This window comes from Paraburkholderia eburnea (genome assembly GCF_002917095.1).
Taxonomy (GTDB): Bacteria; Pseudomonadota; Gammaproteobacteria; order Burkholderiales; family Burkholderiaceae; genus Paraburkholderia; species Paraburkholderia eburnea.
Genome location: NZ_PQGA01000001.1, coordinates 871,104 through 889,762, shown reverse-complemented (window position 1 = coordinate 889,762; position 18,659 = coordinate 871,104). Strand labels below are relative to the sequence as shown.

General features: G+C 64.9%; 19 protein-coding genes. 12 read left to right on the top strand and 7 right to left on the bottom strand.

Annotated features, from left to right (window positions below; genetic code table 11):
• Positions 1-144: 144 nt before the first annotated feature.
• Positions 145-1,251, top strand: a complete 1,107-nt coding sequence (locus B0G62_RS03970) for an NAD(P)/FAD-dependent oxidoreductase (RefSeq protein WP_103702671.1) — start codon at positions 145-147, stop codon at positions 1,249-1,251.
• Positions 1,252-1,455: 204 nt separating this feature from the next.
• Complete coding sequence (locus tag B0G62_RS03965) at positions 1,456-1,767, top strand: high-potential iron-sulfur protein (protein WP_103702669.1); 312 nt, start codon at positions 1,456-1,458, stop codon at positions 1,765-1,767.
• Between the two features lie 44 nt (positions 1,768-1,811).
• Here B0G62_RS03965 and B0G62_RS03960 read toward each other — a convergent pair whose 3' ends face one another.
• Complete coding sequence (locus B0G62_RS03960; RefSeq protein ID WP_103702667.1) at positions 1,812-3,326, bottom strand: amidase; 1,515 nt, start codon at positions 3,324-3,326, stop codon at positions 1,812-1,814.
• Between the two features lie 133 nt (positions 3,327-3,459).
• On the bottom strand, positions 3,460-4,158 hold the full coding sequence (locus B0G62_RS03955) for a dienelactone hydrolase family protein (RefSeq protein ID WP_227473342.1): 699 nt from the start codon (positions 4,156-4,158) through the stop codon (positions 3,460-3,462).
• A gap of 231 nt (positions 4,159-4,389) precedes the next feature.
• Here B0G62_RS03955 and B0G62_RS03950 point away from each other — a divergent pair, with 231 nt between their 5' ends.
• Positions 4,390-5,490: an NAD(P)H-dependent flavin oxidoreductase gene (locus B0G62_RS03950; RefSeq protein ID WP_103702663.1), complete on the top strand. Its 1,101-nt coding sequence runs from the start codon at positions 4,390-4,392 to the stop codon at positions 5,488-5,490.
• A 556-nt stretch (positions 5,491-6,046) separates the two neighbouring features.
• Positions 6,047-7,192 (top strand): branched-chain amino acid ABC transporter substrate-binding protein, encoded by a 1,146-nt coding sequence (locus tag B0G62_RS03945; RefSeq protein ID WP_103702661.1) that lies wholly within the window; start codon positions 6,047-6,049, stop codon positions 7,190-7,192.
• A gap of 121 nt (positions 7,193-7,313) precedes the next feature.
• On the opposite strand, the gene B0G62_RS03940 is transcribed toward B0G62_RS03945, so the two are convergent.
• A complete protein-coding gene (locus B0G62_RS03940; protein ID WP_341865956.1) occupies positions 7,314-8,555 on the bottom strand; it encodes an MFS transporter in 1,242 nt (413 codons plus the stop codon).
• A gap of 247 nt (positions 8,556-8,802) precedes the next feature.
• Here B0G62_RS03940 and B0G62_RS03935 point away from each other — a divergent pair, with 247 nt between their 5' ends.
• The 3 genes from B0G62_RS03935 (at position 8,803) to B0G62_RS03925 (ending at position 11,665) form a co-directional block, all read left to right on the top strand.
• Positions 8,803-9,471 carry a HugZ family pyridoxamine 5'-phosphate oxidase gene (locus tag B0G62_RS03935; RefSeq protein WP_103702659.1) on the top strand — a complete coding sequence of 223 codons (669 nt, stop codon included), beginning with the start codon at positions 8,803-8,805 and terminating at the stop codon, positions 9,469-9,471.
• Positions 9,472-9,917: 446 nt separating this feature from the next.
• Complete coding sequence (locus tag B0G62_RS03930) at positions 9,918-10,226, top strand: H-NS histone family protein (protein ID WP_103702657.1); 309 nt, start codon at positions 9,918-9,920, stop codon at positions 10,224-10,226.
• 275 nt (positions 10,227-10,501) lie between these two features.
• Positions 10,502-11,665, top strand: a complete 1,164-nt coding sequence (locus B0G62_RS03925; RefSeq protein WP_103702655.1) for a cation diffusion facilitator family transporter — start codon at positions 10,502-10,504, stop codon at positions 11,663-11,665.
• A gap of 87 nt (positions 11,666-11,752) precedes the next feature.
• Here B0G62_RS03925 and B0G62_RS03920 read toward each other — a convergent pair whose 3' ends face one another.
• The 3 genes from B0G62_RS03920 to B0G62_RS03910 form a co-directional block, all read right to left on the bottom strand.
• Positions 11,753-12,223, bottom strand: a complete 471-nt coding sequence (locus B0G62_RS03920; RefSeq protein ID WP_181315535.1) for an Lrp/AsnC family transcriptional regulator — start codon at positions 12,221-12,223, stop codon at positions 11,753-11,755.
• 90 nt (positions 12,224-12,313) lie between these two features.
• Positions 12,314-12,949 carry a 3'-5' exonuclease family protein gene (locus tag B0G62_RS03915; protein WP_103702653.1) on the bottom strand — a complete coding sequence of 212 codons (636 nt, stop codon included), beginning with the start codon at positions 12,947-12,949 and terminating at the stop codon, positions 12,314-12,316.
• Between the two features lie 55 nt (positions 12,950-13,004).
• Positions 13,005-13,676, bottom strand: a complete 672-nt coding sequence (locus B0G62_RS03910) for an MBL fold metallo-hydrolase (protein ID WP_103702651.1) — start codon at positions 13,674-13,676, stop codon at positions 13,005-13,007.
• A 762-nt stretch (positions 13,677-14,438) separates the two neighbouring features.
• Between B0G62_RS03910 and B0G62_RS03900 the strand changes: the two genes are divergently transcribed.
• Positions 14,439-15,053, top strand: a complete 615-nt coding sequence (locus tag B0G62_RS03900) for a septal ring lytic transglycosylase RlpA family protein (protein WP_103702647.1) — start codon at positions 14,439-14,441, stop codon at positions 15,051-15,053.
• Between the two features lie 173 nt (positions 15,054-15,226).
• Here the strand turns inward: B0G62_RS03900 and rsmI are convergent, their stop codons facing one another.
• Positions 15,227-16,129, bottom strand: coding sequence for a 16S rRNA (cytidine(1402)-2'-O)-methyltransferase (rsmI, locus tag B0G62_RS03895; RefSeq protein WP_103702645.1), 903 nt, complete (start codon positions 16,127-16,129; stop codon positions 15,227-15,229).
• Positions 16,130-16,166: 37 nt separating this feature from the next.
• Between rsmI and B0G62_RS03890 the strand changes: the two genes are divergently transcribed.
• The 4 genes from B0G62_RS03890 (at position 16,167) to B0G62_RS03875 (ending at position 18,590) form a co-directional block, all read left to right on the top strand.
• The gene (locus tag B0G62_RS03890; RefSeq protein ID WP_407671102.1) at positions 16,167-16,655 is read left to right on the top strand and encodes a YraN family protein; all 489 of its coding nucleotides are present in this window, start codon (positions 16,167-16,169) and stop codon (positions 16,653-16,655) included.
• Positions 16,656-16,835: 180 nt separating this feature from the next.
• Positions 16,836-17,423: a phosphoheptose isomerase gene (locus tag B0G62_RS03885; RefSeq protein ID WP_103702641.1), complete on the top strand. Its 588-nt coding sequence runs from the start codon at positions 16,836-16,838 to the stop codon at positions 17,421-17,423.
• Between the two features lie 49 nt (positions 17,424-17,472).
• Positions 17,473-18,264, top strand: coding sequence for a BON domain-containing protein (locus B0G62_RS03880; protein WP_103702639.1), 792 nt, complete (start codon positions 17,473-17,475; stop codon positions 18,262-18,264).
• On the top strand, positions 18,264-18,590 hold the full coding sequence (locus tag B0G62_RS03875; protein WP_103702637.1) for a c-type cytochrome: 327 nt from the start codon (positions 18,264-18,266) through the stop codon (positions 18,588-18,590). Before B0G62_RS03880 ends, B0G62_RS03875 begins: the two co-directional genes overlap by 1 nt.
• The last annotated feature ends 69 nt before the right edge of the window (positions 18,591-18,659 follow it).

Sequence of the window (18,659 nt, the reverse complement as noted above, 5' to 3'; positions counted from 1 at the left end):
CGTGAGGCGGCGCTGTCATCGCTCTGACTGGATACGCGACTCGAAACGCGAATTCACGCACAGCGCCGCGCCCAACGCATAGACGCAGGCGGCGCGCGGAGCACCCGCAACGCCGCCGCATTCGCCGGAGGCGGGCGCAGCAACATGGATCAGATCGAATGTGTGGTGATCGGCGCGGGCGTGGTTGGCCTCGCCGTGGCGCGTGCGCTGGCCGCGCGCGGACGCGAAGTGATCGTGCTGGAGGCCGCCGACGCCATCGGCACCAGCACCAGTTCGCGCAATAGCGAGGTCATCCACGCGGGGCTCTATTACCCGCGCGGCTCGCTCAAGGCGACGCTTTGCGTGCGCGGCCGCGAGATGCTTTACGACTACTGCGCTTCACGCAACGTCGCCCACGCGCGCTGCGGCAAGCTGCTGGTGGCGACGGCGCCCGCGCAGATCGCGCAACTGGATGGCATTCTTGCGCGCGGCAAGGAAAACGGCGTGTTCGACCTGACGCGCATCAGCGCCAGTGAAGCGCTTTCGCTGGAACCGGCGCTCGAATGCGTGGCGGCGGTGTACTCGCCGCAGACGGGCATCGTCGACAGCCATCAACTGATGCTGGCGCTGCAAGGCGACGCCGAACGCGACGGCGCGGTGGTCGCGCTCAAGTCGCCGGTCGAATCGATCGACGCGACGGCCAATGGCTTCCTGATCCGCACGGGCGGCGACGCGCCCACGGAGATCCGCGCGGCCTGCCTCATCAACAGCGCGGGCCTGCATGCGACGGCGCTCGCCAAACGCATTCGCGGACTCGATGCGCGTCATATCCCGCCGCTCTATCTCGCGCGCGGCAATTACTTCAGCGTGTCGGGCCGCGTGCCGTTTTCGCGGCTCATCTATCCGATGCCCAACGAGGCTGGCCTCGGCGTGCATCTCACCCTCGATCTGGGCGGCCAGGCGCGCTTTGGTCCCGACGTTGAATGGATCAAGTCGATCGACTACGACGTCGATCCGCGTCGCGCCGAAACCTTCTACTCGCAGATCCGCAGCTACTGGCCGGGGCTGGCCGACGGCGCGCTGCAACCGGCCTACGCGGGCATTCGCCCGAAGCTCTCGGGACCGGGCGAACCGGCCGCCGATTTCGTGATCCAGGGCAGCGCCGCGCATGGCGTGCGCGGACTCGTGAATCTGTTCGGGATCGAATCGCCGGGGCTCACCGCGTCGCTCGCCATCGCGCAGCGCGTGTGCGAGATGGCGGGCGCGGCCTGACCTCTGCGCCGCTGCGGTCGAGTACTTGCGTCAATCCGCCGCGCTTGCCGCAGCGGACCCATTTTTCCCTGCTCAAAGCGCATCGCCCGCAAGATGCGCTTCCCTTATCTCCGGAATTTCGGGCGCACGCGCCACGGCTGCGTTGCTATCCTTCACGCCACGCCGTCGTCAGAACGGTGTGCCCACAATACTGGAGTACGTCCCATGAAATCGTCCCGCCGCAGCTTTCTGATCACGAGCCTTGGCGTCGCCACGACCGTTGCGCTGTCGCGCCAGGCTTTCGCCGACGCGCCGAAGGCCGCGGAATCCGATCCCACGTCCCAGGCGCTCGGCTACAAGCTCGACGCCACCAAGGTCGACAAGGCAAAGTTCGCGAAGTACGCCGCCGGCCAGGATTGCAGCAACTGCACCTTCTATCAAGGCAAAGCCACCGACGCGTTCGCACCGTGCCCGATGTTCGGCGGCAAGCAGGTCGCGGGCAAGGGCTGGTGCAGCGCCTATAACAAGAAGGCTTAAGCCGAAGGCTGAAATCACAGCCAGCTCCGGCGCGCGGATTCACCTCATACGCGCGCCATCAGCAGCGGCGGGCGCTTGCCGAACCACGGGCGCGCCGCTTCCAGTTGCGCGGCGAGGCGCAGCAGCAACGCATCGTTGCCCTCGCGCGCCGCGAACTGCACGCCGATCGGCAGGCCGCGCGCGTTCCATGCAAGCGGCACCGTCATCGCCGGTTGCCCGGTCAGGTTGAACAGTTCGGTGCAGCCCGCCCACGCGAATGCCTTGTTCGAGGCTTCGGTCAGCATTTTTCTCATCAGCGTTTCCACCGGCATCGCCGTGACGGCGCGCATCTGCATGCGCTCCGATTGCGTCGGCTTGAGCTCGCCGATCTTCACCGGCGGCCCCGCGAGCGTCGCGCACAGGATCACGTCGAAACGCGTCATCAGATCGGCGAGCTGCGCCGTGATGCGCTGCTGCACGGCGAGCGCGCCGGGCAATTCGCGCTCGCCGAGCTTGCGGCCGATATGCGCCATCGCCCACGTCGCGACTTCGAAGTCCTGGCGGCGCGGCTTTGTGCCCGTGATGGTGTCGGCATTGAGCACGTATTGCTCGGCGACCACCGACCACAGCATCAGAAAGGCTTCGCGCGCCGCCGAAAAATCGATGCCGAGTTTCACCGGCTCCACATTGTGGCCGAGCGAGGTCAAGAGCGCGGCGGCGTCGTCGAGCGCGCTGCGCACATCGGGCGAGAGCGCGTCGGCGAACAGCGGATCGGCGATATAGGCGATCGCGAGCGGCTTGCTGCCGTCGAACGGTTCGCGCGCCGCCGCCAGATACGTGCCCGGCGCGCCCGGCGCGAGCGCGGGGTCGCCCGCGAACAGGTCGAGCATGAGCGCGCTGTCGCGCACGCTGCGCGACACGGCGAGATCGACGCCGAGTTCGCCCGGCGCGGGCGGCACCTTGGAGGGCGGCTGCTTGCCGCGCGTAGGCTTCATGCCGAACAGCCCGCAGCAGGAAGCCGGAATGCGGATCGAGCCTCCGCCGTCCGAAGCGTGCGCGAGCGGCACGATGCCGGCCGCGACCGCCGCCGCCGCGCCGCCGCTGGAGCCGCCCGGCGTGTGATCGAGGCTCCACGGATTGCGGCACGCGCCGAACAGTTCCGGCTCGGTGTAGGGCATCTGGCCGAGTTCCGGCGCGCTGGTCTTGCCGAAGATATTGAGGCCCGCGGCGCGAATACGCTCGATCACGGGCGAGTCGGCCGCCGGCACGTAATGGCGATAGTGCCGGCTGCCGAACGTCATGCGCAGGCCGGCGACCGCCGCGCCCAGATCCTTCACAAGAAACGGCACGCCCGCGAGCGGCCCAGCCGCCAGGGCGTCGAAACCGTCGCCGCCCGCCTCGATGCGCAGCGCGCGCTTGCGCGCCGCGTCGTAGTCCTTGAGCACGACCGCGTTGATCGCGGGATTCGTGGCCTCGGTGCGCGCGATCGCGTCGTCGAGCAGTTCGCGTGCGCTGACGTCGCGGCGCTGCACGAGTTCGGCGAGACCGATGGCGTCGTATTCCAGATAGTCGGACTGCAAGTCGCACACTCCTTGAAGGGTGTTATCACCGGGCTGCGGCTGGCAAAAAAAAGAAAACGGCCATTGCAGCGATTCTGCCGCAATGGCCGTTTTTCAGGCGCTTGCGTTGGTTCGACGCAAACGACGGTGCGATTTACAGATGCTGCGCGAGGAACGCGAGCGTGCGGCCATGCGCGAGCGCCGACGCGTTCTGGTTGTACGACGCGCGCGCCGAGCAGTTGAAGCCGTGATCGGCGCCCGTGTAGATATAGACCTCGGCGTTGTCGCGGCCCGCGAAGCGCTCCTTCACCTGGCCGACCGAGTCGAGCGGAATGCCGTGGTCGAGTTCGCCGTAGTGGAACAGGATCGGCTGTTTGATCTTGTCGGCGAGATCGAGCTGCGTGTGGATGCCGCCGCCGTAGTACGAAACCGCTGCGTCGACCGAGCCGTTGCCCGCCGCCATATAGGCGAGGCGTCCGCCCAGGCAATAGCCGATGGCCGCGACCTTGCCGGTGCATTCGGGCAGCTTGCGCAGCGTGTCGGCCGTGGCGGCGATGTCCGCGACGACGTTGTTGAAGTCGAGCTGTTTCATCAGTTCGATGCCGCGATCGCGGTCCGCGCCCACGTAGTCCAGCTCCACGCGCGGCGCGCTGCGCCAGAAGATATCCGGCGCGATCGCCACATAGCCGTCCAGCGCGTACTGCTCGACGACGTCGCGGATATGCCCGTTCACGCCGAAGATTTCCTGCAGGATGACGATGCCGGGGCCTTTGCCGCCCTTGGGCAGCGCCAGGTAGGCGCCGAAGCTGTCCTTGCCGGCGGGGATGTCGATCCACTTGGTCGTTACGCTCACGTTGCTCTCCTTCTTCGCGAATAGGATGATGCGGTCAAAACGGGGAGCCAGTTTGCCATAGCCAGGGGTTAGCCCGCAGCGACTGCCTCGCGCGATCTCCGCAATCTCCGCGATCTCCGTTCTCGCAGGCGGATCGTAATGATCTCGATTATTCATTTTTCGAGCGCGATGGGCTTCGCTAGAGTCGTCGGCAGATTCGCTTCGATTTGTTCGATCAGCAAGGATATCGCCATGACCTCTGCATCTGCCGCATTTTCCACTCCGTTCAGCCGCCGCTTCGATCTGCGCCTGCCGCTTGTGCAAGGCCCGATGGCCGGCGGTCCTACCACGCCCGCGCTGGTGTCCGCCGTGTCGAACGCGGGCGGGCTGGGTTTTCTCGCGGGCGCCGCGCTCGCGCCGGACAAGATCGCGAGCGAAGTCGCCGCGATACGCGCGCTCACCGCGAGGCCCTTCGGCGTGAATCTCTTCGTGCTCGACACGGCGCGCCCCGACGACGCCACCGTGCGCCGCGCGCTCGGCGCGATCGATCCGTTGCGCGCGCAATTCGATCTGCCGCCCGGCGCGCCGCTCGCGGCCTACGCGCCCGACTTTCGCGCACAGCTCGACAGGCTCGTCGAGCTGCGCGCGCCGGTCGTGAGCTTCACGTTCGGCCTGCTCGCCAAAGAAGATGTCGCGCGGCTGCACGCGGCGGGCAGCTATGTGATCGGCACGGCGACGCACGTGGCCGAAGCGCTCGCGTGGCGCGACGCGGGCGCGGACGCGATCGTCGCGCAGGGCGCCGAAGCGGGCGGTCATCGCGGCACCTTCATCGGCGAGGTGGCGCACGCGCTGATCGGCACGATGGCGCTCGTGCCGCAGATCGCCGACGCCACCGGTCTGCCCGTGCTGGCGGCGGGCGGCATCATGGACGGACGCGGCATCGCCGCCGCGCTCGCACTGGGCGCGCAGGCCGTGCAGATGGGCACGGCGTTTCTCGGCTGTGCGGAAAGCGCGATTCCCGCCGACTGGAAAGCGCGCCTGCGCGCGAGCGCCGATACGGCCACGTCGGTCACGCGCGCGATCACGGGCCGCCACGCGCGCGGCATCCGCAACCCGCTGATGGCGCGGCTAGAAGCGCAGGGAGACACCGTCGCGCCTTATCCCGTGCAGAACGCGCTGACCCAGGAATTGCGCCAGCGCGCGGCGCGCGCGAACGACGGCGACTGGCTCTCGCTGTGGTCGGGGCAGGGCGCGCCGCTGTCGCGCGTGCGCGCGCAAGGCATCGGTGCGGCGCAACTCGTCGATGCGCTCGACGCCGAATGGCGCGCGACGTTGCGCGGCTTTCACGCCTGAGGGAATAGAGGAAAAAGTCGAATAAGCCACTATCCCGGTCGATATCCTGGCGCGCCTGCCGCGAGCGCCAGGAAATTAATCGAAGGCTGATTTCAGGGCATGGGTATTGACTAATTCGCCATTTCGTTGCGCAGTCAAAAAAGCAAACGTTGCCGAACCCGTTCCGCTCACTCCGGAATGCTTCGCATAACTCGCCAAAAATACCAAAAAAATATTCGAATGACGTTTGGACAAACCTTTCCAATAGATTGCAAACGTCTTTTCAAGCCTTGATGGATAAGGTTTTCGGCGACATTGATCAGGGTTTCGAAGCACTCGGGTGAAAGCCTATTGGTACTCGCCCCGATATCTGAAAAAAGTCCCCCAAATTAATTTGATCACCTACACTTGCGCGCAAGTATGGTGCGCGAACGCTGTCACAAACGGCATTCGAAACCATGCTGGCCAGGTGCATCAAGGATGCATCCTGCGTGGTCGTCCGCACGGGGAGCGACACGTTCGGGGCGCGGGGGCACAGGGCGATTACGTTGCTTTTGGGTTCAAACTGGAGACTTACATGAATATCAAGCTTCACAAGCTGTTGCCGATCAGCGCTGCAGCCATGCTGTGCGCGTCGTTCGCAACGGTGGCGAGCGCCGACGAAACGATCAAGATCGGTCACGTCGCGCCGCTGACGGGCGGAATCGCGCACCTCGGCAAGGACAACGAAAACGGCGCGCGTCTCGCAGTCGAAGAGATCAACGCCAAGGGTCTTACGATCAACGGCCAGAAGGTCACGCTCGTGCTCGACGCGCAGGACGACGCGGCTGACCCGCGTACGGCTACGCAGGTCGCGCAGAAGCTCGTCGACGACAAGGTTGTCGCAGTTGTCGGCCACTTGAACTCGGGCACCTCGATTCCGGCTTCGAAGATCTATAGCGATGCGGGCATCGTGCAGATCTCGCCGTCGGCCACGAACCCGGCCTACACGCAACAAGGCTTCAAGACGACGTATCGCGTCGTGGCGACCGACGCCCAGCAAGGCCCGGCGCTCGCGAACTACGCGTCCAAGAACCTGAAGGTGAAGAGCGTCGCCATCGTCGACGACTCGACCGCCTACGGCCAGGGCCTCGCGAACGAATTCGAGAAGACCGCCAAGTCGCTCGGCATGAACGTGCTGTCGCATGACGCGACCAACGACAAGGCCGTGGACTTCCGCGCCATTCTGACGAAGATCAAGGGCGAAAACCCCGACGCGATCATGTACGGCGGCATGGACGCCACCGGCGGCCCGTTCGCCAAGCAAGCCAAGCAGCTCGGCCTGCGCGCCAAGGTGCTGGCCGGCGACGGCGTGTGTACCGACAAGCTGTCGGACCTGGCCGGCGACGCGACCGACAACATCGTGTGCTCGGAAGCGGGCATGGCGCTGGAAAAGATGGCGGGCGGCAAGGCTTTCGAAGCCAAGTACGAGAAGCGCTTCGGCCAGCCGATCCAGATCTACGCGCCGTTCACGTATGACGCGGTGTACATCATCGTCGACGCGATGAAGCGCGCCAACTCGACCGATCCGGCCAAGATCCTCGCCGAAATGCCGAGCACCGACTACAAGGGTGTGATCGGCGAGACGACCTTCGATTCGAAGGGCGACCTCAAGCACGGCGTGATCTCGCTGTACAACTACAAGGCAGGCAAGAAGTCGCTGCTCGACGTGGTGAAGATGTAAAGCCGGCTTCGACGCTGGCCGGCGTGCAGGCCGGCGTCGATGTCGATGCGAAAAAGCCCGCGGATTTCGATCCGCGGGCTTTTGCTTTTTTGGGCGTGACGCTGGAAGGCTCAGGTTTCGCTCAAATCCCCAGCCGCCGCAACACCTTCGGCCCCGCAAACGCGACCAGCGCCGCGCAGAGCGCGACGACGGCGAGGCCCACGGTGAGATTGGTCACCTGCGTGATCGCGCCGATCACCACCGGCCCGAACAGCAGGCCGAAATAGGCGATACCCGCGACATGCGCGAGCCCCTCGGCGGCGTGGATGCCCTTGACGCGTGCGGCGGCGGCGAACAGCACCGGCATCATATTGGCGAGGCCCAAGCCCATCAGCGTGAAGCCAGTGAGCGCCGTGAGCGAGTACGGCAGCACCAGCGCGCCGATCATGCCCGCGCAGGCCAGCGATGCGCTCGCGAGCACGAGTTGCGGCGCGCCAAAGCGCGCGCGCACGGCGTCGCCCGCGAAGCGCGCCACGGCCATGCCGCCCGAGAACGCCGCGTAGGCCGCGCTCGCGAGAGCGGGCGTCGAGACCACGACGTCGCGCATATAGACCGTGGCCCAGTCGTACATCGCGCCTTCGGCGATCAGCGCGATCAAGGCGACGCCGCCCAGCGCCCACAGCGCGGGCGTGCGCCAGCGGTTGCCGGTTTTGGCGTGCTCGCCGTGCGTGGCGTGCGGCACGTGCGGCAACACGGCGGGGCACGCGACCCACAACACCAGCGCGGCCAGCGCGGAAGCCAGGAACAGATGCAGCGCGGGCGCCATGCCGCGCGCGAGCAGCGCGCCGCCGATCGCGGCCCCGGCCATCCCGCCCAGGCTGAACATGCCGTGCAGCGCCGACATGATGGGGCGGCCAATGGCTTCCTCGACGGCGCTGGCTTCCGCGTTCATCGACACGTCCAGCGTCGCCATGCCGATGCCGAACACGGCCAGCACGACGAGCAGCATCCAGTAGTACGGCACCACGAGGATCAGCGCGCCGCATACGGCCATGGTGAAGCCGCCCGCCAGGCACGCGCGCCGCGAGCCGACGCGCGCGATCCAGCCGCCGATCGTCGTCATCGCGGCGATCGAGCCGCCCGCCACGGCGAAGAGCGCATACGAGAGCATCGCGGCGCTCAGATGGAACTTGTCGCGCACGGTGGGCACGTGCACGCCCCAGGAGGCGTACATCATCCCGGCGATGAAGAACAGCGCCATCGTCGCGTAGCGCGCGCGCCGGCGCGTGGCGTCGGGCAGCGCGCGGTGGGCCGCCGTGGGGGAGCCCGCGGGCGGCGTGGAGGTCGACGCTGAAAGCGCCGGATCGGTGAGGCGGTCGGACACGGACAATCCCGTCGAAGAGAGGTTGCGCGCGTGCTGCACGGATGTCAGGCACGGCGCTCATACTGGAAGGGACGGCGGCGCGGCGTGGCTTCCTGGGTGTACTTGCAGGCACACTGGTGGCCAATCCGCACGCACAAGCCATCTGAAAGGCAAGCGATGATTCTAGCGAAGGCGCGCAGGTCGTGCTGATGCGTGCCCCGACCTGTTTTAATCAGCGCAGATCATTCCATCGACCGAGGACGTTTCCTTGAAGATTCCCGCTCACGCTCCGCTTCATCTGCTGCATCAGGTGCCCGCCGGCACGCTCGCCACGCACGCGCGCGATCCGCACGGTTTCCCGTATCCGACGCTTTTGCCCTTCGCGGCCGATGCGGGGCACCGTCCCGTGATCCTCGTGAGCCGGCTCGCCGAGCACACGCGCAATCTCCAGGACGATCCGCGCGCAGGCTTCCTGGTCGCGCTGACGAGCGGCGATGACGTGCTGAGTGCGCCGCGCATGACGATGATCGGCCTGTTCGAGCCGTCGGACGCCGAGGTGGATTCGCCGCTTGCGCGCCGTTACCTGCGCTACCACCCCGACGCGGCGCGCTATCTTGCGCTGGGCGACTTCGCCTTCTGGACGCTGCGGGTGGAGCGGTTGCGGTATATCGGCGGCTTTGGGGCGATGGGCTGGCTCGACGGAACCGACCTCGACACGCTCGATCCATTGCCCGCCGACGAGGAGGAAGCGCTGATCCAGTTCGCCGAATCTCACCCGTCGCGGCGCGAGGGTTTCATGCTGCTGGGCGTCGATCGTCACGGCGCCGATTGCCGTATCGATGGCCGACGCACCCGGCATGTATTCGAGACGCCGCAACTCGACACACCATCCTTGCATGCCGCGCTAACCGATTGCCTCGCGCAGTATTCAAACTGAGCAAACTGAGTATCTTTTCTAAAATCCGGCGGCGTAGGGCTGCTGCGGGAAATGATGCGGTGCGCGATTCCGGGATATAGAGCGGGATTCGTCGGAAGTTATCACGCGATGAAATGTTTATCGTGTTTTCGGAAGATAATTTTCATGCGCTGCTAATTGCGAAAAACGAATTTATCCGCGGAAAACGAGCATTGGGTAAAAATACCGATTTGCATGAAATGAAAGATTCTTGCCATTCCTGCAATCTAGCAAACGTTGAACTCAGTGATGCCTATCATCGGCAAACGTTTCGTAAAATATTTCGATTATTTTTATTGCCCCGCGCTTTTCGCGACATTCGATTCTGTGTTAATCTCGCCTCCAATTTCCGAGGCAATTCAACTGTCAATCGGCATACTGGCATCAGATCGGTAGCCATTATCAACAATCACCAGGGCATCTGACTCATGTCGTCATACAAAGAACTCCTCGCTCAGCGAGAAAAGCTGGAAAAGCAGATTGAAGAGGCGAAAGAGCGCGAGTACGCCGAGGTCCTCGACGAAATCAAGCAGAAAATGGCCGACTACGGCATTACCATCGCAGAACTTGGCGGCAGCCGTGCTGCAGGCAAGGGCGCGAAGGCAGCCAGCCGCTCGCGCGCCAGCGTCGCACCGAAGTATCGCGACCCGGATAGCGGCAGCACGTGGTCGGGCCGCGGCAAGCCGCCGCGCTGGATCGCGGGCCAGGATCGCGATAAATATCTGATCCAGAAGTAATACGCAGTAATGAGATGGACTTCAGAGCCCATCGGTAAAAAAGCCGCGCTGTCACGGGGACGCGCGGCTTTTTGTTTTTTGCTTACCGTGGCCTTCTGTTTCTTACGAATACTGACCGGGCGGCCGCTTTGCCCGCCCTCGCGCCAGGTGTTGAACGCGAATACGAGGGGTTCTCGTAGTCGCCTGATTTAAAAGAAGATTCCAGGGTTATCTCCAATTGGGGACGGCGTCGCGATTACAATCGCGGAAATTCCCTTGTTCGCCTCTGGATCAGCATGTCCCCTTCCGCCGCCGCGTTATCAGATAAACAGCAGGTCGCACGCAAGACAACGTTTGTTAGCGTTGGCTTGAATTCGGTGCTTGTCGTGCTGCAAATCGCCATCGGCGTGATTGCGCATTCGCAGGCCTTGATTGCCGATGGCGTGCATTCGCTTTCCGATCTCGTCTCCGATTTCGTCGTGTTGATCGCCAATCGGCATAGTGGCGCGAAGCCGGATGCCGATCACAATTACGGACACAGCCGTTACGAAACGGTCGCTTCATTATTTCTGGGCGCATTGCTGATTGCCGTGGGCGTGGGCATGCTCGCGCGCGCCGGCGAGCGTCTGGCGAATCTCGGCGATATTCCGCCCGTACATGCGAGCGCGCTCGCGGTTGCCGTGCTGGTGCTGGTGTCGAAGGAGGCGCTGTTTCGCTACATGCTGCGCGAGGCGCAGCGCGTGCGTTCGGCGATGCTGATTGCGAATGCGTGGCACGCGCGCTCGGATGCGGCGTCGTCGCTCGTGGTGGCGCTGGGCATTATCGGCAGTCTCGCGGGCGTGCGGCTGCTCGATCCGATCGCCGCCGCCATCGTCGGTTTCATGGTCGCGCGCATGGGCTGGGTGTTCGGCTGGGACGCGCTGCAGGATCTGTCGGATCGCGCGCTCGACGAATCGGCCGCCGCCGATCTGCGCAAGCTGTTGACCCAGACGCCCGGCGTGCTCGACGTGCACGAGATGCGCACGCGCAAGACCGGCGACCTCGCGCTCGTGGACGCGCATATCCTCGTCGATCCGTTTATCTCGGTGTCCGAAGGGCATTTCATCGCCGAGATGGCGCGCACGCGGCTGCTGACCGATGCGCGCGTGCTCGACGCGCTCATCCACGTCGATCCCGAGGACGATATGCACGTGCGCTCGGTGTCGAACCTGCCGCCGCGCGACGAAGTCGCCAGCGCGCTGCGCGAGGCGCTCGCGGCGCACGACGTACATGTGGAGGCGGTGACGCTGCACTATCTGAGCACGGGTCTGGAAATCCAGTTCGCGCTGGCGGCGCGCGACGATGCGCGGCGTCTCGCCGATGTCGATATGGAGGCGTTGCGGCGCAAACTGGGTGCGAGCCGGCTGGAGGCGCTGCAGATGACGGCGGATGCGCGGCTGACCACAGTGCCGCGCGAATAACGGGATCAATATGTGAAAACACCGCGCGGCCATCGATGGCGAGCGCGGCGCGTTTCAGGTTTTAATGCGACGTCTTAAAACGACGCCTCAAAGCGGCAACTGCGTATCGAACTTGATTTCGCGCAGCACGACGCTCGTGCGCACCTGTGCGACGGCCGGAATACGGAAGATGCGTTCGTGCAGGAATGCGTCGTAGGCCTTGATGTCCGGCGCCACGATCTTGAGGATGTAGTCCGATTCGCCGGTCGTGCTGTAGCACTCGGTCACTTCGGGGCAGGTGGCGATCTCGCGCTCGAACGCTTCGACGCCGCCTTCCGTGTGACGCGTGAGATGGATATGCGCAAGCGCGCAGACGTGCAGGCCGAGCTTTTCGCGATCGAGCAGCGCCGTGTAGCGCTGGATCACGCCCGACTGCTCCATGTCCTTGATGCGGCGCCAGCAGGGCGTGCTGGAAAGCCCGACCTGATCGGAGATTTCCTGCACCGAGCGACGCGCGTCGAGCTGCAACAGGCGCAGGATCTTCTGAGAGAACGTATCGAGTGTCAAATGCGCCTCCATGTGCGTCGCCGTATTCCCGAATGGTAGAGGTCGGAGAAACGAAACGCAATGCAAACCGCAGATAACGAGGAAGATTGCCTGATATCGTGCTCAACTGGCGGTGTTTTGCCCTGAGGCGTCCCCTTCATCGGCCGCCGCGACCGCCTTCAGGGCAGCCTGCTGCGCGCGCAGATCGGCGAGCATGTTGCAGAACAGCGCACCCTGCTCGATGGCGTCGTCGAGCGCCACGTGCGTGTGCGGATGATCGTCGAACCAGTGCTTCGGAAAGCGCGGCTTGATGTTCTTGCGATAGGGCAGGCCCGTGATCGCAAAGGCGAGCGTCTTGATGTCGAGCGCCGACCACGAGAACGGGCAGCGCCCCGCGAAACGCATCATGTACCAGAACATGTAGGTGAAATCGAAGCCCGCGGGCATGGCCACGAACACCGGCTTGCCCGGCAGCGCCTCCACCCATTCGACATATTTGACGAGCGCCGCAGCGGGGTCCTGCAGGTCCTTGCGGCAGGCCGCCCACGCCTCGGGCTGCGTTTCCCACCACGCGGCCTGCACCGGATGCGGCGCCGCGCCGTCGAGCGTCGACAGATTCGCCGAGAAGGTGGCGATCAGGCGCTTGTCGGCGGTATAGGCCGCCGAGGCGAAACTGAGCATCGAGTGCGGCCCGGGAATCGGACCGTCGGCTTCGACGTCGGTGCTCACGTAGATTTCTTCGATGGCGGCTTGATTCATCTCTTCCTGTGGATGACGCGCGGAATTCGCGGATTCGTAAGTTGTTGGGCGGCTTTCAGCCCCACTGCGCCTGGCTGGGCGCGTCGCCGGGCACGCTGTCTGCGACGTAGGGGTTGGTGCGGCGCTCCTCGCCGAACGTCGAAACCGGGCCATGGCCCGGCACGAACGTGACGTCGTCGCCCAACGGCCAGAGCTTTTCGCGGATCGAGCGAACCAGGTCCGCATGATTGCCGCGCGGAAAGTCCGTGCGGCCAATGGACCCGGCGAACAGCACATCGCCGACCAGGGCCAGGCGGTGCTCGCGGCTGAAAAAGACGACGTGTCCCGGCGTGTGGCCGGGGCAATGGTAGACCTCCATCTCCTCGTTGCCGAAGCGCACGGTGTCGCCGTTGACGAGCCAGCGGTCCGGCTCGAACGCCTGCGCGTGACCGAAGCCGAAACGCACGCTCTGCTGCGGCAATTGCTCGAGCCAGAAGCGTTCGTCTTCCTGCGGCCCCTCGATCGGCACGCCGAACTTGTCGGCCAGCGCCCTGGCGCCCGCGCAGTGATCGAGATGGCCGTGCGTGAGCAGCACCTTTTCGAGCTGCACGCCCTGCCGCGCGATCTCCGCTTCGATGCGATCGAGGTCGCCGCCCGGGTCGACGACGGCGGCGCGCTGCGTCGCTTCGCAGACGAGCAGCGAACTGTTTTGCTGGAACGGCGTGACGGGAATCAGCGTGACTTTCATGCGCGCGGTCGGACTGGAACGAGGGGTGAGGAGGAGGTTTGCTTTCGTGGGGTTCGTGCCGAAGCCGGACCCAAAGAGCGATTGTACCGGGGCGCGCCTGGCGCCGCCCGCGCATCCCGGCGGATCGCCGCAGCCCTTGTCTGACAAGGGCTGCGGGGCCCTCGCCAAACGGCTTTGTTGCAGCAATAGTTAGAAATCATGGAGATTTGTGGGTCGCGGCGGTGACAACAATTACTTTTAGGTATAATGCGACCCATCAAGCACGATTTCGAGTGCATTCACTGGGCGGTGTGACCTGCTGTAAAAAATGGGTCGCGATACATCGCCGTCAAGCAGTGCCGTCTACAGAGGCCAGCTAAACAGGCTGCCTTACAAGACGGCAAATCAGGTGCCGATCCGTTCGGCACCGCACGTCTTACCCAGCCAGGCGCCACGCGCCTGCTACGGCCTTGCTGCCGTGACGCTGGGTGGGGCCTACGCCGCCGTTCCTGTACGCCGTGTGTTATCCGGCGTGCCTGAATGTGTACATCGCGTTCGATGGCGGCATGTGGGGTCTGGTCAGGCTGCCGGGGACAGGTTGCGCCAGACGTGAAAGAAAACCAGCGGTTAGCGGCTTAAGGTGCCGCATCCGGGTATTGGCACTTGCACGCCTTTTGTTCACACGACAAGGCGCGCTCGGCGTCCTTTTGCCTGCGACCGCCGGGGTCATCCAGCGTTGCACCGCCAAGGTGCAGGATGGCCTCGAAACGTGATGGCTAACTTATGAATTTTGGACTATCTCGACGACGACTCGGGAGTCTCGCAGCCGTGTCAGTGCTGGCCGGTTGTGCCATGCCGCCCGGCCAGCAGGACCAGGCGCAGGGCAACGCGCTCAGCACCAGGGACGCAGCCCACACCGCGTTCGCGTCACCGCAGAGCTACGGCTCGGCGCTGGCCGCGCTGCCGGCTTCGGGCACCAGCAAGGACAACTCGCTCGCCGATGCACAGGCGATCGACGACAACGCTGTGGACGCCGGCTCATTCCATCAGACCGGCCGCGCCTCGTGGTACGGCAGCGCCTTCCACGGCCGCAAGACCGCGAGCGGCGAGCGCTTCAACATGGGCGCGCTGACCGCCGCGCACCGCACGCTGCCGCTTGGCTCCTACGTGCGCGTGAGCATTCCGGCTAGCGCGAAGTGGGTGGTCGTGAAGATCAACGACCGTGGCCCGTATGCGCGCGGACGCGTGATCGACCTCTCGTACGCTGCGGCGAAGATGCTGGGCCTGCAACACGCGGGCACCGCGAAGGTGAACATCGAAGGACTCTCGCGTCAGGAAGCGAAGGCCGCACAGGCCCAGCAGGCCGAAATGCTGGCGGCGAACTCGAACAGCCAGTGATGACGTGACCGGAGCGGTTCGAATGGATTGGTGAGTTTTGTCGGCGTGGATCGGTTCGTGTTGGCGCGTGGCGCGCACCGGACGATCGACGAAGCCGAAGCTCGCCAGGTTCGATGTGCAAAGGGCTGCCCAGACGGGCAGCCCTTTGGTTTTTCTGGCGGTTCAAGCGGGGGTCAGTCTTCTTCGTCCTCGCTGTCTTCTTCCTCTTCCTTCAGCTCCAGCGCGCGCGCGTAGAGCGCGTTGCGCGACGCGCCTGACAGCGCCGCCGCGATCTTCGCCGCGCCCTTCACCGGCACTTCCTGCAGCAGCACGCGCAACAGCGCATCGTGATCCGCCTCGCCGGACGCGGGCGCGCTCGCGCCTTCCACTACCAGCACGAACTCGCCGCGCTGACGGTTCGCATCCTCGGCGAGCCACGTTGGCCCTTCGGCCAGGGTGCCGCACCAGAGCGCTTCATGTAACTTGGTCAACTCGCGGGCGATCAACAGACGCCGCGCGGGACCGAACGCATCCGCGAGCGCCTGCACGGTTTCGACGATGCGATGCGGCGCTTCGTAAAACACCATCGCGTGCGTATGCGAGGCGAGCGGCTGCAACGCCGACGCGCGCTGCTTCGTCTTGGGCGGCAGAAAACCGAGGAACGTGAACGTCGATACCCAGTCGCCCGCTGCGGAAAGTGCGGTGGCGAGCGCGCTCGCGCCCGGCAGCGGCACCACCAGGAAACCGGCGGCGCGCACCGCATCGACTAGCTTCGCGCCCGGATCGGAAATGCCCGGCGTGCCCGCATCCGACACGCAGGCCACGCGCTCGCCCGCGCGCAGATGCTCGATCACACGCTGCGCGGCCTCGCGCTCGTTGTGCTCGTGCACGGCGATGAGCGGCTTCGAGATGCCATAGCGCGTGAGCAACTGGCCGGTGTTGCGCGTGTCTTCGGCGGCGATGCGATCGACAAGACCGAGCACGTGCAGCGCGCGCACGGTGATGTCGGCCATATTGCCGATGGGCGTCGCCACGACGTACAGCGTGGCGGCCGGGTACTGCTGGGCCTGTGCGAGTTCGAAAGGAGACGACGTCATGACACGGAACGCGCGAACGCAAGAAAGGAGGCCGTCATTGTGCCATGTGGGGGAGCGTGCGGCGGCGACCGCGCGTGCGGGCGAGCGCGGTCGCGGCGACAACTTTTCTGCATATACCCGGTCAAATGCCGAGCGCGGCCCGACCGAACGCGGCTCGATCCAACGCCGCGAAGCAGGGGCGCGCTTCGAAACGCACGCGCTGACCTGGCTGCAACGTCAGCGGCTCGTATTTGTCGCGCGCAATGTGCATTGCCGTGGCGGCGAACTCGATCTCGTCATGCGCGAGCGCGACGGCACGCTGGTGTTCGTGGAGGTGCGGGCGCGTACGCGGGCCGCATACGGCGGCGCGGCGGCGAGCGTGGGCTGGCACAAGCGGCAACGGCTTTTGCGCGCCGCGCGCGAATATCTGCTCACGTATGCGGGCGAGCATGGCGCATTGCCGCCGGCGTGCCGCTTCGACGTGGTGACGTTCGAAGGCGGCCGCCTCACGTGGCTGCGCGACGCGTTTCGCGAGGACGAGAGTTGAGCACGCCATGCACAGCGCCTTAAGGCACGAAAAGCGGACGAACGAAGCGCGCAGAAAACGCGCGATGGAAAAGAACGCCGGAAGAGAACCCCTGCGAGTGCGCTAAACTTGCGGCACGCCGCAACCAAGGGAAAATTCGCGAGGGAACTCGCGAAACCCGCAGTACAGATTAGAGAGTCGATGTCCGTCGAACGTATTCAACAGCATTTTCGCGATAGCGCGGCGACCCAGCTCGCCGCGATGGAAACCCTGGCGGTGCCGATTGCCGCCGCGGTCGATACGATGTTCGCCGCGCTGGCGAACGGTAACAAGATACTCGCCTGCGGCAACGGCGGCTCGGCCGCCGACGCCCAGCACTTCGCCGCCGAACTGATCGGCCGTTTCGAGCGCGATCGCCCAGGATTGCCCGCGCTCGCGCTCACGACCGATGCATCGGTGCTCACGGCGGTGTCGAACGACTACGCCTACGACCAGGTGTTCGCTCGCCAGGTGCGCGCGCTTGGCCAGCCGGGCGACGTGCTGCTGGCCATCACGACCTCGGGGAATTCCGCGAACGTGCTGGCCGCCATTGCCGAAGCGCACGAACGCGAGATGATCGTGATCGCGCTGACCGGCAAGGGTGGCGGAGCGGTCAACGATACGCTCGCGGACACCGACATCCACCTGAGCGTGCCGTCCGAGCGGACCGCGCGCGTCCAGGAAGTGCACCTGCTGACCATCCATTGCCTGTGCGACGGCATCGACGCGATGCTGATGGGTGAAGAGTGAAATCGGACCGGGAACGGACTGACACCGAAGGACAAAGGAGAGGGAGTTGATGAGCAGATACGGCATGACGCGCGCGCTGGCCCGGACCACGCTGACGATCGGCTTCGCGGCCTCGCTGTGCGCGAGCCTGCAGGGCTGCTTCCTCGCGCTCGCGGGCGCGGCGGGCGGCACGGCACTGGTGGCGACCGACCGCCGCACGGTGGGCTCGCAGACCGAAGACCGCGAAATCCAGGTGAAGGCGCTTTCCAATGTGACGAGCGGGCTGCCTGATACCGCGCACGTGAATGTGGCGGTGTTCAATCAGCGCGTGCTGCTGACGGGTGAAGTGCCTGACGAAGGTGCGAAGCAGAAGGCCGAGAGCATCGTGCGCGGGATTCCGAATGTGGGTTCGATCGTGAATGAGCTATCGGTGCAGCCGGCTAGTTCGTTCTCGTCGCGCGCTAACGACTCGTATCTGGAAGGGCGCGTGAAGAGCGAGCTCGTTCTGTATAAGGAGATCTCGGCGAATAACTTCAAGGTGGTCGCCGAGCGCGGGAATATTTATCTGATGGGCCTGGTGACGCAGCGTGAAGGGAATGTGGCGGCCAATGCGACGAGCACGGTCTCGGGGGTGGCGCAGGTCGTGAAGTGCTATCAGTACATCGCGCCGGATCAGGCGTTGGCTTCTTCGAATAACGCACCGGTTTCTAGTGCGCCTTCGCAGGCTGGTGTGGCGGATGCGCCGACGGTTGGGGCGATTCCGGATTCGGGTGTTAGCTCGCGTCCGATCGATCAGCAGGCGCCTGCGCCTGTGATGGAGTCGGCGCCCGCGCATCCCGGGTCCACCGGGGCGGCGATGTGATGGTGCGGCGTTTTGTGGTTGGGCTGGTGTTGATGGGGGCGGCTGTCTCTGCATTTGCGGGTGATGGGCAGGCGGTTGCGCGGGCTAATGCTTGTATGGGTTGCCATGCGGTCGATCGGCGGCTGGTTGGGCCTTCTTTTAAAGACATCGCTGCGAAGTACAAGGGCGATGGCGGTGCGCAGGCCAGGCTTGAGAAGAAGGTGAGGGATGGGGGCGCTGGGGTTTGGGGCGCTATTCCGATGCCTTCTCATCCGGGCATGAGCGCGGGTGATATCCACGATGTTGTCGCGTGGGTGTTGGCTGGGGCGCCTGCTTCTTCGAAGTGATTTTGGTTGCTGCGGCGCAATTTCGGGGTTGGCACAGGGAAAAATAGGTGTGCTACACTCTTCGAGCAG

Excerpts from the sequence above, each read along its gene's own strand:
- B0G62_RS03970 (WP_103702671.1), top strand. The coding sequence starts at position 145 with ATGGATCAGATCGAATGTGTGGTGATCGGCGCGGGCGTGGTTGGCCTC.
- B0G62_RS03910 (WP_103702651.1), bottom strand. The coding sequence starts at position 13,676 with ATGAAAGTCACGCTGATTCCCGTCACGCCGTTCCAGCAAAACAGTTCG.
- B0G62_RS03950 (WP_103702663.1), top strand. The coding sequence starts at position 4,390 with ATGACCTCTGCATCTGCCGCATTTTCCACTCCGTTCAGCCGCCGCTTC.
- B0G62_RS03915 (WP_103702653.1), bottom strand. The coding sequence starts at position 12,949 with ATGAATCAAGCCGCCATCGAAGAAATCTACGTGAGCACCGACGTCGAA.
- B0G62_RS03880 (WP_103702639.1), top strand. The coding sequence starts at position 17,473 with ATGAGCAGATACGGCATGACGCGCGCGCTGGCCCGGACCACGCTGACG.
- B0G62_RS03920 (WP_181315535.1), bottom strand. The coding sequence starts at position 12,223 with ATGGAGGCGCATTTGACACTCGATACGTTCTCTCAGAAGATCCTGCGC.
- B0G62_RS03885 (WP_103702641.1), top strand. The coding sequence starts at position 16,836 with ATGTCCGTCGAACGTATTCAACAGCATTTTCGCGATAGCGCGGCGACC.
- rsmI (WP_103702645.1), bottom strand. The coding sequence starts at position 16,129 with ATGACGTCGTCTCCTTTCGAACTCGCACAGGCCCAGCAGTACCCGGCC.
- B0G62_RS03875 (WP_103702637.1), top strand. The coding sequence starts at position 18,264 with ATGGTGCGGCGTTTTGTGGTTGGGCTGGTGTTGATGGGGGCGGCTGTC.
- B0G62_RS03965 (WP_103702669.1), top strand. The coding sequence starts at position 1,456 with ATGAAATCGTCCCGCCGCAGCTTTCTGATCACGAGCCTTGGCGTCGCC.
- B0G62_RS03900 (WP_103702647.1), top strand. The coding sequence starts at position 14,439 with ATGAATTTTGGACTATCTCGACGACGACTCGGGAGTCTCGCAGCCGTG.
- B0G62_RS03925 (WP_103702655.1), top strand. The coding sequence starts at position 10,502 with ATGTCCCCTTCCGCCGCCGCGTTATCAGATAAACAGCAGGTCGCACGC.
- B0G62_RS03945 (WP_103702661.1), top strand. The coding sequence starts at position 6,047 with ATGAATATCAAGCTTCACAAGCTGTTGCCGATCAGCGCTGCAGCCATG.
- B0G62_RS03930 (WP_103702657.1), top strand. The coding sequence starts at position 9,918 with ATGTCGTCATACAAAGAACTCCTCGCTCAGCGAGAAAAGCTGGAAAAG.